The organism is Acidisphaera sp. L21, assembly GCF_009765685.1.
Taxonomy (GTDB): Bacteria; Pseudomonadota; Alphaproteobacteria; order Acetobacterales; family Acetobacteraceae; genus LMUY01.
The window spans coordinates 44,153-58,741 of the sequence record NZ_LMUY01000020.1 but is presented as its reverse complement, the minus strand read 5'-3'; the positions used below and the strand labels follow the sequence as shown (position 1 = coordinate 58,741).

General features: G+C 65.6%; 12 protein-coding genes and 1 pseudogene. 10 read left to right on the top strand and 3 right to left on the bottom strand.

The window, feature by feature from the left end; all coding sequences use genetic code 11:
- Positions 1 to 240, bottom strand: a pseudogene (locus GSQ76_RS31655) (hypothetical protein); the annotation flags it as partial.
- 115 nt (positions 241 to 355) lie between these two features.
- Between GSQ76_RS31655 and GSQ76_RS05645 the strand changes: the two are divergent.
- From GSQ76_RS05645 to GSQ76_RS05615, 7 genes are all read left to right on the top strand, one after another.
- Positions 356 to 955, top strand: coding sequence for a TetR/AcrR family transcriptional regulator (locus GSQ76_RS05645; RefSeq protein WP_158742933.1), 600 nt, complete (start codon positions 356 to 358; stop codon positions 953 to 955).
- A gap of 105 nt (positions 956 to 1,060) precedes the next feature.
- Positions 1,061 to 2,266, top strand: a complete 1,206-nt coding sequence (locus GSQ76_RS05640; protein ID WP_158742932.1) for an efflux RND transporter periplasmic adaptor subunit — start codon at positions 1,061 to 1,063, stop codon at positions 2,264 to 2,266.
- Positions 2,267 to 2,278: 12 nt separating this feature from the next.
- Positions 2,279 to 5,425: an efflux RND transporter permease subunit gene (locus tag GSQ76_RS05635; RefSeq protein WP_158742931.1), complete on the top strand. Its 3,147-nt coding sequence runs from the start codon at positions 2,279 to 2,281 to the stop codon at positions 5,423 to 5,425.
- Positions 5,426 to 5,427: 2 nt separating this feature from the next.
- A complete protein-coding gene (locus GSQ76_RS05630; protein WP_158742930.1) occupies positions 5,428 to 6,873 on the top strand; it encodes an efflux transporter outer membrane subunit in 1,446 nt (481 codons plus the stop codon).
- Positions 6,874 to 6,886: 13 nt separating this feature from the next.
- Positions 6,887 to 8,113, top strand: a complete 1,227-nt coding sequence (locus GSQ76_RS05625) for a multidrug effflux MFS transporter (RefSeq protein WP_158742929.1) — start codon at positions 6,887 to 6,889, stop codon at positions 8,111 to 8,113.
- A 133-nt stretch (positions 8,114 to 8,246) separates the two neighbouring features.
- On the top strand, positions 8,247 to 9,020 hold the full coding sequence (locus GSQ76_RS05620) for a hypothetical protein (RefSeq protein WP_158742928.1): 774 nt from the start codon (positions 8,247 to 8,249) through the stop codon (positions 9,018 to 9,020).
- Between the two features lie 9 nt (positions 9,021 to 9,029).
- Complete coding sequence (locus tag GSQ76_RS05615) at positions 9,030 to 9,332, top strand: hypothetical protein (RefSeq protein WP_158742927.1); 303 nt, start codon at positions 9,030 to 9,032, stop codon at positions 9,330 to 9,332.
- Positions 9,333 to 9,373: 41 nt separating this feature from the next.
- Here the strand turns inward: GSQ76_RS05615 and GSQ76_RS05610 are convergent, their stop codons facing one another.
- A complete protein-coding gene (locus GSQ76_RS05610) occupies positions 9,374 to 10,279 on the bottom strand; it encodes a TauD/TfdA family dioxygenase (RefSeq protein WP_158742926.1) in 906 nt (301 codons plus the stop codon).
- Between the two features lie 138 nt (positions 10,280 to 10,417).
- Between GSQ76_RS05610 and GSQ76_RS05605 the strand changes: the two genes are divergently transcribed.
- Positions 10,418 to 11,191, top strand: coding sequence for a class II aldolase/adducin family protein (locus GSQ76_RS05605; protein ID WP_158742925.1), 774 nt, complete (start codon positions 10,418 to 10,420; stop codon positions 11,189 to 11,191).
- A gap of 79 nt (positions 11,192 to 11,270) precedes the next feature.
- A complete protein-coding gene (locus GSQ76_RS05600) occupies positions 11,271 to 12,641 on the top strand; it encodes an MFS transporter (RefSeq protein WP_158742924.1) in 1,371 nt (456 codons plus the stop codon).
- A 1-nt stretch (position 12,642) separates the two neighbouring features.
- Here the strand turns inward: GSQ76_RS05600 and GSQ76_RS05595 are convergent, their stop codons facing one another.
- Entirely contained in the window at positions 12,643 to 13,224 is a 582-nt protein-coding gene (locus GSQ76_RS05595) for a TetR/AcrR family transcriptional regulator (protein WP_158742923.1), read from the bottom strand.
- A gap of 164 nt (positions 13,225 to 13,388) precedes the next feature.
- Here GSQ76_RS05595 and pobA point away from each other — a divergent pair, with 164 nt between their 5' ends.
- The gene (gene pobA / locus GSQ76_RS05590) at positions 13,389 to 14,561 is read left to right on the top strand and encodes a 4-hydroxybenzoate 3-monooxygenase (RefSeq protein WP_158742922.1); all 1,173 of its coding nucleotides are present in this window, start codon (positions 13,389 to 13,391) and stop codon (positions 14,559 to 14,561) included.
- Positions 14,562 to 14,589: the final 28 nt, after the last annotated feature.

Below are 14,589 nucleotides of genomic sequence, written 5' to 3'. Positions count from 1 at the left end.
GGACCGTTCCTCCAGCATGCGGATGAGTTCGTAGCCGTGGGCGGGTTGTTCGGCGAGCAGGGCCAGCAGGATGAGTTGCAGATCGGCGGAGCTGAGGCGGCGGCTGCCGGGCATGCCGTCGCCGCCCATGAAGCCCCGGCCGAAGCCGCCACCGCCGCGCCCGAAGCCGCCGCCTCTGCGGTGGCCAATGGCGTGGAGGATGGCGTGGGAGAAGCGGGCGCAGCGTTGTTCATAAATCATGTCTTACGATATGTCTTGTGATTTTCGGCTGTCAAGCGGTTTCGAGCGAGGCCAAACGTTTCGATTGACATAGACGTCTGACGATCTATGTCTGCCGTCAGGCGTCGGGAACATCATGGGCACGAAGGACGAGACACGGCAGGCGATCCTGCTGGCGGCGCAGCAGCTGTTTGCGCGGTTTGGGCCGATCAAGACGAGCGTGGCGGATATCGCGCGCGAGTTGGGGATGTCGTCGACCAATATCTACAACTTTTTCCCGTCCCGCGACGCGATCCTGGAGGCGGTGGGTGAACTTCAGCTCACCACGCTGAAACATCGGATTGCGCGGGAGATCGAGCGAGCGCCAGATGATTGGTCGCGGATTGAAGTGTTGTATCTGGCGACACTCCGGCATTTGCGTGATCATCTCGAAAACGAGAAAGACATTCTGCAGCTGCAAGCAATTGCCAAGAAAAATCGCTGGCAGTTTGTCTTGGATTACTATCAGTTTGTGCTAAATACCACTGAAGATTTATTACGCGATGGCGTCAAAAGTGGCGCTTTTCAGCTGGCGCACGATGTCGCCGGACCGGTTGAGGCCGGTGCTGCCGCATCTGCGTTATATGACTGCCTGATCACAGCATTGGATCCGCTGATGATGCGCAAATTCGATCGTGCGGACCACGAACGCCGGGTGAAGGCGCAACTCAACCTCCTGAAGCATTGCGTCACCTAACATTTAGTTGATTCGAACTCTGACGGTTTTCGACTACCGTCAGGGATAACTCGTAATGACGCCGTTTGTATCGGCATCCCCCTCACGCCGGATCGGATACCTCGAATGGCAAACCCATTGCGTCTTGCGCTGCCGCTTCTCTTTGCCGCCGGGTCGATTTTGAGTGGCTGCGACGAGAAGAAGGCGGCGCCCCCGCCGCCGCCGCCGGCCGAGGTTGGGGTGATGACGGTGAAGCCGCAGTCGGTAAATCTGACGACAGAGCTACCCGGCCGAACCTCCGCCTTCCTGACCGCCGATGTCCGGCCGCAGGTGAACGGGCTGATCTACAAGCGGATCTTCACCGAGGGTGCGGACGTGAAAGAGGGGCAGCAGCTTTATCAGATCGATCCGTCGACCTACCAGGCGACGTATGACAGCGCGGTTGCCACGCTGGCGCACAACCAGGCGGCGCTGGCGACGGCACGGGCGAAGGCGGCGCGGTTCAAGCCGCTGGCCGCGGCGCAGGCGGTCAGCCGGCAGGATGCCGACGATGCGACGGCAGCGGCGGCGGAGGCGGTGGCGGACATTGCCACCGCGAAGGCCGCCATCGAGCAGGCGCGGATCAACCTGGCCTACACCAAGGTGCAGGCGCCGATCAGCGGGCGGATCGGGCGCTCGACGGTGACGCCGGGTGCGCTGGTGACGGCGAACCAGACCCAGGTGCTGGCGACGGTGACGCAGTTGGATCCGATCTACGTGGACGTGACGCAGCCGAGCACCACGTTGCTGCGGCTGCGGCAGGAGATGGCGGCGGGCAAGCTGCAGACCTCCGGCCCGAACCAGGCGCAGGTGAATTTGGTGCTGGATGACGGCACGAAGTATGCGACGCCGGGCACGCTGCAATTCTCCGAGGTGAACGTCGACCAGACGACGGGGACGGTGCTGTTGCGGGCGATCTTCCCGAACCCGGATCGGTTACTGCTGCCGGGGCTGTATGTGCGGGCGGAGTTGCAGGAGGGCAAGGACGACAACGCGTTCCTGGTGCCGCAGGTTGGGGTTTCGCACAACTCGCATGGCGACCCGACGGTGCTGCTGGTGGGCAAGGACAACAAGGTTTCGCTGAAGATCGTGCAGACGGGGCGCGCGTTCGGCGACAAATGGATGGTGACGAGCGGGCTGTCGGCGGGGGACCGCGTGGTGGTGGACGGCCTGCAGAAGGCACGGCCGGGTGCGACGGTGAAGCCGACGGAGGTGGACCCCGACAAGCCGGCAGCACCCGATAAGCCTGGGGTACCCGATAAGCCTGGGGCGCCGGCCGAGCCGGTGAAGTAGGGGCGCGAGGCGATGTCAGCGTTTTTCATTGATCGCCCGGTCTTTGCCTGGGTCATCGGGCTCATTCTGATGCTGGTCGGCGGGGTGGAGATCTTCCAGCTGCCGATCGCGCAATATCCGACGATCGCGCCGCCGCAGATTGCGGTGACGGTGACGTATCCGGGCGCTTCGGCGCAGACGGTGGCCGATACGGTGGTGCGGCCGATCGAGCAGCAGATGAACGGGTTGGACGGGTTGGAGTATATCGCCTCCACCGCGCAGGCCAGTGGGTCGATGGAGATCGACCTGACGTTCAAGCAGGGCACGGACGTGAACATCGCGCAGGTGCAGGTGCAGAATAAGCTGTCGCTGGCGGAGGCGACGTTGCCGGCGGAGGTGACGCAGCAGGGCATTCGCGTCACCAAGGCGACGAAGAACTTCATGATGGTCGTGGGTTTCATCTCCACCGATGGCAGCATGAACAACCAGGATATTTCGGACTACATCGCCTCCAACATCCAGGATCCGCTGACGCGGGTGACGGGGGTGGGCGACTTCACGCTGTTCGGGTCCGAGTATGCGATGCGGATCTGGATGGACCCGGGCAAGCTGTACAAATACGCGCTGACGGTGGGCGACGTGGTAGCCGCCATTACGGCGCAGAACATCCAGGTCTCGTCGGGCGAAGTGGGTGGGCTGCCGAGCACGCCGGGCCAGCGGTTGGACGCGACCATCATCGGGCCGACGCGGTACGAGACGAAGGAAGAGTTCGAGAACCTGCTACTGAAGGTCAGCACCAACGGGTCCCAGGTGCTGCTGAAGGATGTGGCGCGGGTAGAGTTGGGGGCGCAGACCTACTCCATCACGTCGGCGTACAACAACCAGCCGGCGGCGGGCATCGCGCTGAAGCTGGCGCCGGGTGCGAACCAGCTTTCGACCGAAAACTCGGTGCGCGCGGAGTTGAAGACGCTGCAGGCGTTCTTTCCGCCGGGTTTGCAAGTGGTTTATCCGCTGGATACCGAGCCGTTCATCACCCTGTCGATCACCGAGGTGGTGAAGACGCTGATCGAGGCAATCGTGCTCGTCTTCGTGGTGATGTATATCTTCCTGCAGAATTTCCGTGCCACGCTGATCCCGACGATCGCGGTGCCGATCGTGCTGTTGGGCACGTTCGGGGTGCTGGCGGTGCTGGGCTACAGCATCAACACATTGACCATGTTGGCCATGGTGCTGGCGGTCGGGTTGTTGGTGGATGACGCGATCGTGGTGGTGGAGAACGTCGAGCGCGTGATGGCGGAGGAGAAGCTGTCCCCCCGGGACGCCACGCGCAAATCGATGGAGCAGATTTCGGGCGCGCTGGTGGGCATCGCGCTGGTGCTGTCGGCGGTGTTCCTGCCGATGGCGTTCCTGGGTGGGTCGACGGGCGTGATCTACCGCCAGTTCTCGGTCACGATCGTGTCGGCGATGGTGCTGTCGGTGCTGGTGGCGTTGATCCTGACGCCGGCGCTGTGCGCGACGTTGCTGAAGCCGAGCCATGGGGCGGCCAAGCGGGGGCCGTTCCGCTGGTTCAACCGCGGGTTCGATGGGCTGAACCGCGGCTATGTGGGCGGTGTGGGGCGGATGATCGGCGGGTCGATCTGGTCGATGCTGGCGTTCGTGCTGATCGTGGCGGCGATGGGGTACATGTTCACCCGGATCCCGTCGGGGTTCCTGCCGGATGAGGACCAGGCGTTGTTGTTCGGCCAGGTGGCGCTGCCGGCGGGCAGCACGGCGGAGCAGACGGCGGAGGTGAACAAGGACGTCGTCGACTATTTGCTGAAGACGGAGAAGGACAATGTCGTGTCCGCCTTCTCGGTGGTGGGGTTCAATTTCGGCGGGCAGGGTCAGAATGCCGGGTTCCTGGCGATCAGCCTGAAGGATTGGTCGGTGCGGCCGCTGGCGTCGCAATCGGGGGCGGCGATCGCAGGGCGGCTGATGGCGCATTTCGCGGGGTCCCGTGCGGCGATGATCTTCGCGTTTCAGCCGCCGGCGGTGATGGAACTGGGCAATGCGTCCGGCTTCGACATGGAGTTGGTGGACCGGGCGAATTTGGGGCATGCCAAGTTGCTGGCGGCGCGCAACCAGTTGTTGGGGATGGCGGCGCAGGACCATCGGGTGGCGGCGGTGCGGCCCAACGGGTTGGAGGACGCGCCGCAGTATCAGCTGGTGATCGACAACAACAAGGCGAACGCGCTGGGCGTGGCCAATGCCGACATCAACACGCTGATCCAGGGCGCGCTCGGGTCCACCTACGTGAACCAGTTCATGCGGGAGGGCCGGGTGAAGCAGGTGTACGTGCAGGGCGAGGCCAATGCCCGCATGTTGCCGGACGATATCGGCAAATGGTACCTGCGCAACTCCAGCGGAACGCTGGTGCCGTTTTCCGCCATCGCCAGCGGGAAATGGCTGGTGGGGCCGCAGAAGGTGGAGGGGTATAACGGCGAGACGTCGTTCGAAATCCAGGGCAGCCCGGGGCCGGGCGGCAGCACTGGCACGGCGATGACGGCGATGCAGGACATCGCCAGTAAATTGCCGGCGGGGGTGGGCATCGAGTGGACCGGGCTGAGCTACGAGCAGCAGCAGGCCGGGTCGCAGACGACGGCGCTGTATTCGATCTCGGCGATCGTCATCCTGTTCTGCCTGGCGGCGCTGTATGAAAGCTGGCCGATCCCGTTCGCGGTGGTGATGGTGGCGCCGCTGGGCGTGCTGGGGGCGGTGTTGGCCACCTGGGGCCGTGGGCTGGATAACGACGTGTATTTCCAGGTGGGGCTGCTGACCACGGTGGGGCTGGCGGTGAAGAACGCGATCCTGATCGTGGAATTTGCCAAGGAGTTCTTCGATGAGGGCGCCAGCCTGCGCGATGCGGCACTGCAGGCGGCGCGGGAGCGGTTGCGGCCGATCCTGATGACGTCGCTCGCCTTCGTCTGCGGTGTGTTTCCGCTGGCGATCGCATCCGGCGCGGGTGCGGCCAGCCGGATCGCGATCGGCACGGCGGTGGTGGGCGGCATGGTCACGGCGACGCTGCTGGCGGTGTTCTTCGTGCCGGTGTTCTTCGTGACCGTGTTGGGCGTGTTCCGGGTGAAGCCGCGGCCAAAGCACGCCGCTGCACCCGACCAGCCCGCGATCGAGGCGAAGGCATGATCATGCGCCGTGTTCTCGTGGCTTCGGCTCTGTTGGCGTCGCTATCCGGCTGCACGCTGATCCCGGATTATTTCAGGCCGGGGCTGCCGGTGAGCGACAGCTATCCGTCTGGCCCGGCGTTTGGTGGCCCGGGGTCGGTGCCGGGCAATGTTGCGGGAGTGCCCGCCGCGTCGCTGGGCTGGCGGGATTTTTTCACCGATCCAGTGATGCAGGACCTGATTACGCTGTCGCTGGAGAACAACCGCGACCTGCGGGTGGCGGCGTTGAACGTGTCGGCGGCGGAGGCGCAGTATCGCATCCAGCATGCGAGCCTGTTCCCGACCATCGATGCCACGGCGAGTGGGGATTTCGAGCGGGAGCCAGCGGGTGCGACCGGGTCGTCGGGGGCGTTGCACATCAACGCCTACAGCCTGGGCCTGGGTGCGGCGTCGTACGAACTGGATGTGTTCGGCCGGCTGCGCAGCCTCAGCCGGCAGGCGCAGGAGCGATACCTGAGCTCGGCCGAAACGCAGTTGAGCACGCAGATCGGCCTGGTGGCGAGCGTGGCGTCGTACTACCTGGCGTGGCTGGCGGACCGGGATGCGATCCGGGTGTCGACGGATACGGCGAAGGCGCAGCAGCGGTCGTACGATTTGGAAAGGCTGATCCTATCGCAGGGCAGCGGCACGGCGTCGGACGTGGCTCAGGCGGAATCGACGTTGCGGACGGCGCAGGCGAGTCTGGAACAGTATACGCGGCAGGCGGCGCAGGATTTGGACCAGATCGTGCTGCTGGTGGGGGCACCGCTGCCGCCCGATTTGCAGACGCGGATGATGGCGCAGGCCGGACTGGGGGATAAGTCGGTCTTCCCGGTGCTGCCGGCGGGGCTGCCGTCCGACCTGCTGACCCGGCGGCCGGATATCCGCGCGGCGGAGCACACGCTGCTGGCGGCCAATGCCAATATCGGTGCGGCGCGGGCGGCGTTCTTCCCCTCCGTCGTGCTGACGGGCAGTGGCGGCACGACCAGTGGGACGCTGGGCAGTTTGTTTGGGGCGGGGACGGCATCCTGGCTGTTCCAGCCGCAGATTAGCGTGCCGATCTTCGACGCCGGGTCGAACTTCGCGAATTTGGATTACGCCAAGCTGCAGAAGCGGATCGAGATCGCGAATTACGAGAAGGCGATCCAGTCGGCGTTCCACGACGTGGCCGACGCGCTGGCGGCGCGGGCGACGTACACGCGGCAGGTGGATGCGCAGACCAAGCTGGTGGCTGCGGATACGCGGTTCTTCAATATCTCGCAGTTGCGGGTAAATGCCGGGGTGGACACGTACCTCAATGAATTGGTGGCGCAAAGCTCGCTGTTCGGGGCGCAGCTGAACCTGGTGAGCCTGCGGCTGGCGGAACAGCAGAACCTGGTGACATTGTATAAGGCGTTGGGTGGCGGGTGGACCGACCGGACCAAATCGTGAGGGAGCGGGCGCGGTGGCACTGAAGCGAGACAGCTTGCTCTTCACGCTTTTCCTTGGTGCCGTCTGCGCGTTGCCGCCGTTATCGATCGATATGGGTCTGCCGGGGATCCCGGCCATCGAGGCGACGTTCGCCGATGCGGCCGGGCGCGGGCCGCTGACACTGAGCCTGTTCCTGGTCGGGTTCGCGATCTCGCCGATCATATGCGGGCCTTTGGCGGACCGGTTCGGCCGGCGCTGGACGTTGCTGGTGGGGCTCGGCGTGTTCAGCATTGCCGCGACTGGCTGCGCGCTGGCGCCATCGTTCCACGCGTTGCTGGCGGTGCGAATGGTGCAGGGCCTTGCGGCGGGGTGCTGTGCCATCGTGCCGTTCGCCGTGGTGCGCGACCTGTTCGAGGGTGCGACCGCCCGGCATCGCCTGTCGCAGGTGACGGCGGTGCTGGGCATTGCGCCGATGGTGGCCCCGGTGTTCGGCGCCTGGGTGATGGCGATCGGCGATTGGCGCAGCATCTACGCGCTGCAGGCGCTCAGCGGGTTGATCCTGCTGGGTCTGACGGCGATCGGGTTGACGGAATCGCTGCCGGTGGAACGCCGCCGCTCGGTCTCGCCGACGCATCTGGTGCGCAGCTATGGCATGGTGCTGTCCGACCGGCCGTTTCGCGGGTTTTGTCTGGTCTACGCGCTCGGGTTCGCGTGCATGTTCAGCTATATTTCGGGGTCGCCCGGCGTGGTGATGGGGACGCTGGGGCTGGGCGGATCGGCGTTTTCGCTGCTGTTCGGGGCGACATCCTGCGGGGTGCTGGTGGGCTCGTTGATCAGCGGGCGGCTGAGCAAGCGGGCCGTGTCATCGCGCAAGGTGCTGTCGTTCGGGTTGGCCCTGATGTTCGCCAGTGCGCTGGGGGCGTTGGGGCTGGTGGCGATGGGCGTGGTCTACACCTACACGCTGATGCCGCTGATGGGGCTGGTTATCTTCTGTTTCGGGCTGATCGCACCATCCACCAACCACGAGGCGATGCATAATCTGCCGCAAGTGGCGGGCGCTGCATCCGGCATCATGCGGTGCGTGCAGATGGTGACGGGGGCGGTCGCGAGTGCCTCCGTGGCGTTGCTGGAGCCGTTGCATCATCCGGCGTTGGTGATGACGTTTCTGATGGCGCTGTTCGTCGTGCTCGCCAGTGGCACCTATCTGTGGCAGCTGCGTGGGGAGCGGGCGTTGCGGGTCGCCCCGGCAAATGTGACCTAGGCCCGGATTGCCGCCCGGCAGAATGTGCCGGGGCTGATGCGGCGCCGGGCATTGAATAAACACATTATTTATTCTGGCACCCCTATTGCAGTGACGTGTGGGCTTAGTTCCCACGCCATTCGGAATAGTTAATATGTCAGTTGGATCGGTTTCCAGTTCATCCAGTGCCATCTCGCAATGGCAGGCCTTGCAGCAACAGCGGGCAGCGCAGGACGCCAGTAGCGCGTCGTCTACGTCGTCCAGTAGCACCACCAGCCTTGCGTCGTTTCCGCCGCCGCCACCGCCCGGGCCGCCGCCCAGCGCCGATGATAGCAGCGCCACCGACGCGAGCAGCGATACGAGCGCCACCAGCACGGATGTGTCCAGCTCCGCTTCGAAGCTGATCAGCGATCTGCAGGCGTTCCTAGTCAATCTGCAATCGGGTGACACGTCCGCCAGCAGCAGCACGGCGACCAGCAGCACGGCGACCAGCGGCACTGCCGCGAGCGCCACGGCGACGAGTGCGGTCGCGACGGGCGACACGTCGATCGATGCCGCATCGACGGCGAGCAGCAGCAGCACGTCCAGCGCGTCCAACATCGCGTCGGATCTGACGTCGTTGATCAGCAGCCTGACGGATGGTTCGTCGGGCGCGAGTGGCACGCAGGCGGCGGGTGAGGCGCATAAGGGGCATCATGGCGGGCATCATGGTCCGCCGCCGGACCAGTCTGCCGGGTCGTCGAGCAGCACGGCGCAGGACCCGTTCAGCAGCACGGCCAGCAGCAGCGCCAGTAGTACGAGCAGCACCAGCACGGCGTCGCAGAGCGATCTCCTGCTGAGCCAGCTTGCGGACGCCATCCAAAGCTATTCGTCGCAGGCAACGCAGTCGGCGGCGCAATCCAGCACCAGCACCTCAATCAGCGTTTAGGAGATTAGCATGAGCGGAATCGGGTCGGTTTCATCGGGTTCCACGGTCGCATTGTCGGCTACGAGGTCGTCGTCTTCGTCATCCAGTTCGTCGTCGACGCTGACCACGGACGAGGCGGCGGCCAAGACGGCGGATGCGGCGGCCACCAAGGCGGCGGCGCAGTTGCAGACGGACGAGGCGGCCAAGGCGAAGGCCGCCACGATCAAGGCGGACCAGACGGCTGAGCAGACTGCCCAGGCGGCGGCGGACGTGGCGGACGCCAAGGTCACGGCCGACAACGCAAGCAGCAGCGGCCTGAACGTCACGGTCTAGCCGGCGTTTGCCCAGCCCAAAACGGGCCGGGCGCTGCTGGTTTAGGCCGCTCGGGCGCCGACAGAGTTGCCTTCGACCGTGGTGCGATACATCAGCCGTTGGTAGCGCGATGCGTCGAACAGGCTGGCGGTGTGCAGCACGGCGCGGTTGTCCCAGATCACCAGATCGCCCCTGCGCCAGGCGTGGCTGTAGACGAAGCGCGGTGCGTCGGTGTGCGCCATCAGTTCGGCGATCAGGACCTGGCTGGCGGCGCGGTCCATGCCTTCGATATGACTGATGACGGACGGGCACAAATAGAGCGACTTGGCACCGGTGACCGGGTGGGTGCGCACCAGATCCTGGCTGATCGGTGGCCACATGGCGCGCTTTTCGGCCGAGAACGGGGCGCGGCCCGGGTTGAACGGCAGGCTCCATTCATGCAGGGTTTCGAGCGAATGCACGGCGCGCAGGCCGTCGATGCGGGCCTTTGTAGCGTCGTCCAGCGCGTCGTAGGCGGCGGTGGCGTCGGCGAACATGGTCTGTGCGCCCTCGGGCGGCACGATTTCGCCGTAGAATAGCGAGACGTCGCTGGGGACCTCGCGGAACGAACTATCGGCGTGCCATTGCTCGACCCCGGTGGAGAAGGACGCCTTCATCCCGTCGCGCTGGACGTTGCCGACGCAGAAGACTTCGCGGTGGTCGCGCAGGGTGTTTTCGATGTTGGAGTGGATTTCCAATGGCCCGAGCCGCCGGCTGAACGCGACCAGGTCGCCTGGTGTGACAGCGATTTCGGGAACGATGAGCACACGAAAGCGGTGCAGCAGGTCGACCAGCGTGTCCAACTGCGCCTCGCCGACATCGCCATGGATCGGCACGCCGGCCACCTCGGCAGCGAAGCTCGGCGCCACCTGGCGGACGGTGATGCCGGGGGCGGCCTGGATGGCGTCGGCCGTGTGGGGGAGTTGCAAGTCCAAGTCCTCTCGTTGCGCTGCTCAGGCGGGGGTCGCGACAGCAAAGGTTAGCAAAATGCGTGCCCGGAGGGCGCCATCGGCCTTGACTTGGCGGGCCCGGGTCGGGCTTTTTGCAGCGAGTTCAGGAGATCCGACATGAACGTGATGACGCAGCCGGCATTCGATGGTCTGGATGATGAGCGCCGCCAGGCCCGGGTCGACATGGCCGCGGCGCACCGCATCGCCGTGTTGCATGATTTCCACGAGGGCGTCGACAACCACTTCACGCTGATGAAGCCCGGCGACGCGGACCGGTTCTACCTGAACGAATTCGGCCTGCATTGGTCCGAGGTGACGGCCAGCAACCTGATCGAGGTGTCGCATGCTGGCGAGGTCGTGGCCGGCAGCGGGGTGGCCGATTTGTCCGCCATCTGCATCCACGCGCCGATCCATCGCATCGTGCCCAATGCCGCCTGCGTGCTGCACACTCACATGCCATACGCCACGGCGCTGGCGCAGCTGGCGGACATGACGATCGAGATGACGGGCCAGGCGGCGCTGTATTTCCTGGACAAGGTTGCCTACGACAACGACTACAACGGCTTCGCCGACGACCAGGCGGAGGGTGAGCGGATGGCCCGGGTGATGGGCGACAAGCCGATCCTGATGCTGGCCAATCATGGCGTGATCGTCACCGGCAAGAACGTGGCCCAGGCCTATCACCGGCTGTATTTCCTGGAGCGCGCCTGCCGCACCCAGTTGTTCAGCATGTGGACCGACAAACCGCGCCGCTTCATCTCGGATGCGGTGATCGCCCGGGTGCGCGAGCCGAAGCCGCCGAGCACGCGGTTGAAGATGAGCGAGGCGGATTACCATTTTGCCGCGCTGAAGCGGATCCTGGACCGGACCGAACCGAACTATCTGGACTGACCCGGCCGCCGGGTCATCCAACCTCGCATCGCTCTCGTGCCGGCCTGGTGAGCACTGCCGGGGCTGGAAGAGGCATGACATGACATCGATCCACACCCAGGACACGGACGGCGTCGCGCCGGCGCAATTCGCGTGGGCAGTCATTGCCGTGGCCATCGGGCTGGTGATGGCGGTGCTGGACAGTGCCATCGCCAATATCGCGTTGCCGACGATTGCGCGCGATCTGCAGGTGACGGACGCGCAGTCGATCTGGGTGGTGAACAGCTACCAGCTCGCGGTCACCATGTCCCTGTTGCCGCTGGCCTCGCTGGGGGAGGTGTTTGGGTATCGCCGGGTGCATATCTTCGGGCTGGTGCTGTTCGTGGTGGCGTCGCTGCTGTGCGCGCTGTCGGGCAGTTTGGCGGTGCTGACGGTGTCGCGCGTGCTGCAGGGCTTGGGTGCGGCGGGCATGCTGAGCGTGAACGTGGCGCTGATCCGGTTCATCTTTCCGCGGCGCAGATTGGGCAGCGGCATCGCGATGAACGCCATGGTGGGGTCGGTCGCCACGGCGGTTGGGCCGACCATTGCCTCGGCCATCCTGTCGGTGGCGCACTGGCCCTGGCTGTTCGCGGTGAACGTGCCGATCGGGCTGTTTGCGCTGCTTGCGGCCTGGCGGGCGCTGCCGCAGACGGCGACCACCAGTTCGTACGACGCGATCAGCGCGGTGCTGAGTGCGGCGACGTTCGGGCTGTTCATCAGCGGCCTGGATGGGTTGGCGCATGGGCAGCAGCCGGTGCTGGTGGCGGCGGAGCTGATCGGGACGGCGGTGATCGGCACGCTGCTGATCCGGCGGCAGATGACGATCACCTCGCCGATGTTGCCGGTGGATCTGCTGCGGCTGCCGCTGTTCGCGCTGTCGGTGGCCAGCGCGGTCGCCTGCTTCGTGGCGCAAGGGGCGGCCTATGTGGCGATGCCGTTCCTGTTGCAGAACACGCTGGGGTTCAGCCAGGTGAGCACCGGGTTTCTGCTGACGCCATGGCCGCTCGGCGTGGTGGTGATCTCGCCGTTGGCGGGGCGGTTGGCGGATCGGTATCCGGCGGCCATTCTGGGCGGTATCGGGCTGGCGGCGATGGCGGCGGGGGTGTTTCTGATGGCGACGCTGCCGGCGCATTCGTCCGATTTCGCGATCATCTGGCGGACTGCGGTGTGCGGCATCGGGTTCGGCTTCTTCAACGCGCCGAACAATCGGGCGATGATCGATGCCACGCCGCCGCATCGCAGCGGCAGTGCCAGCGGGCTGTTGGCGACGGGGCGGATCCTGGGCCAGACCATCGGCGCGGCGCTGGTGGCGATGTGTTTCGAAATCACCCCGGCGCATGGGGCGACGCTGGCCTTGCTGGTGGGCGCCGGGTTCGCGGCGTTCGCGGCGCTGGCCAGCCTGATGCGGATTGCCGCCCCGTCTGAGGTGTAGCCTACGCCGCCAGCATACCCAATGCGCCGTCGACGGCGCCCTGCAGCACGGGGCGTTGTGGTCGGGTACGGGCCAGCACGCGGACGCCCAGTAGCAGGCTCAGCAGGAGTTTCGCCAACGCCCCGGCGGGTTGGCGGGTGGTGATGGTGCCGTCGGCCTGCCCAGCGGTGATGCAGCGTTGGAAGAAGGCCTCCAGCATCGCCATCTCCTGCACGACGACATCGCGGAACTCTTCGTCGTAGGGGGCCATTTCCAGGGCGGCGTTGACCAGCAGGCAGCCGCGTCGTTTGCCGTCGGTGGCGGAGCGTTCGACGATTTCGCCGAAGAAGGCGTGCAAGGCCTGCATCGGCGGCAGTTTGCCCAGGCGGGCGACCCGGTCGTGGACGCTTTGTTCCAGGTAATGGTCCAGCGCCTTGCGATAGAGCGACCGTTTGTCGCCGAACGCGTTATAGAGGCTGGCCCCGGTGATGCCCATGTGGTCTGCCAGGTCGCGGACCGAGGTCGCCTGATAGCCCTGGGCCCAGAAGCAGTGCATTGCTGCCTCCAGCACTGTGGTGTCGTCGAATTCCCGCGGGCGTGCCATCGCGTTTTGTAGATCGGTGCGGCTAAAACGACAAGATTGGCCGGGCGCACCCGATCCGGCGCGATGCCTGTGTCAGGGGCTGCTGGCGGCAAAGCTTTCGCTTTGCAACGTGTGGCGCAGCGGTCATCAAGGGCGCGGGGAGAGGCTGGAACGGAGCCGATACAATGCGCACCAAGGTTGCGATCATAGGCGCCGGGCCGGCCGGGTTGATGCTGGGGCATCTGCTGGGGCGGGAGGGGATCGACAGCCTCATCCTGGAACGGCAGTCGCCCGGCTACGTGCTGCAGCGTATTCGCGCGGGGGTGCTGGAGCAGGGCACGGTCGATCTGTTGCGTGACAGCGGCGCCGGGGCGCGGATGCTGGCGGAGGGGTTGCCGCATACCGGCATCGAACTGTCGTTCGACGGGGATACCCATCGCATCGATCTGGCCGCGCTCACCGGGCGCTCCGTCATGGTGTATGGCCAGACGGAGGTGACGCGGGATTTGATGGCGCTGCGGGCGCAGTCCGGGGCGGCGACGGTGTATGAGGCAGCGGACGTGGCGCTGCACGATGTGGGTGGCGCGCCGCGCGTGACCTATGTGAAAGATGGGCGGACGCACGAGCTGGCCTGCGATTTCATCGCCGGGTGCGACGGGTTTCATGGCGTGTCGCGTGCCAGTATTCCGCCGAGTGCGCTGACGGTGTTCGAGCGGGTGTATCCGTTCGGGTGGCTGGGCGTGTTGGTGGATAAGCCGCCGGTCGCGGATGAGTTGATCTATGCGCATCATGCGCGGGGGTTCGCCCTGTGCTCGATGCGGTCGGCGACGCGCAGCCGGTATTACCTGCAATGCCGCATTGAGGAGAGCGTGGAGGCGTGGCCGGACGACCGGTTCTACGCGGAATTGCGACGGCGGCTGAGCCCGGCGGCTGCGGCGGCGCTGCAGCAAGGCGTGTCGATCGAGAAATCGGTGGCGCCGCTGCGCAGCGTCGTGGTGGAGCCGCTGCGGTTCGGCCGGTTGTTCCTGGCCGGGGATGCCGCGCATATCGTGCCGCCGACCGGGGCCAAGGGGCTGAACCTCGCGATGAGCGACGTGCGCTGTTTGTTCGAGGCGTTTGCCGATCATTACCGGGGCAACTCGGCTGCGGGGATCGACCACTACTCCGCCAGGGTGTTGCGGCGGATTTGGAAGGCGGAGCGGTTTTCGTGGTGGATGACCACGCTGCTGCATGCCTTCCCGGAGAGTGACGGGTTTTCGCGTCGCATCCAGCGGGCGGATTTCGACTATCTGGTGTCGTCGCAGGCGGCGCAGACGGTCCTGGCGGAGAATTATACCGGGCTGCCGATCGAGGGCTGACGTCACCATAATTGCTTGGCGGGGGGTG

What these genes read in the sequence shown, in the direction of transcription:
- GSQ76_RS05645 (WP_158742933.1), top strand. Translation starts at nt 356, where the DNA reads ATGGGCACGAAGGACGAGACACGGCAGGCGATCCTGCTGGCGGCGCAG.
- GSQ76_RS05640 (WP_158742932.1), top strand. Translation starts at nt 1,061, where the DNA reads ATGGCAAACCCATTGCGTCTTGCGCTGCCGCTTCTCTTTGCCGCCGGG.
- GSQ76_RS05635 (WP_158742931.1), top strand. Translation starts at nt 2,279, where the DNA reads ATGTCAGCGTTTTTCATTGATCGCCCGGTCTTTGCCTGGGTCATCGGG.
- GSQ76_RS05630 (WP_158742930.1), top strand. Translation starts at nt 5,428, where the DNA reads ATGCGCCGTGTTCTCGTGGCTTCGGCTCTGTTGGCGTCGCTATCCGGC.
- GSQ76_RS05620 (WP_158742928.1), top strand. Translation starts at nt 8,247, where the DNA reads ATGTCAGTTGGATCGGTTTCCAGTTCATCCAGTGCCATCTCGCAATGG.
- GSQ76_RS05615 (WP_158742927.1), top strand. Translation starts at nt 9,030, where the DNA reads ATGAGCGGAATCGGGTCGGTTTCATCGGGTTCCACGGTCGCATTGTCG.
- GSQ76_RS05605 (WP_158742925.1), top strand. Translation starts at nt 10,418, where the DNA reads ATGAACGTGATGACGCAGCCGGCATTCGATGGTCTGGATGATGAGCGC.
- GSQ76_RS05600 (WP_158742924.1), top strand. Translation starts at nt 11,271, where the DNA reads ATGACATCGATCCACACCCAGGACACGGACGGCGTCGCGCCGGCGCAA.
- GSQ76_RS05595 (WP_158742923.1), bottom strand. Translation starts at nt 13,224, where the DNA reads ATGGCACGCCCGCGGGAATTCGACGACACCACAGTGCTGGAGGCAGCA.
- pobA (WP_158742922.1), top strand. Translation starts at nt 13,389, where the DNA reads ATGCGCACCAAGGTTGCGATCATAGGCGCCGGGCCGGCCGGGTTGATG.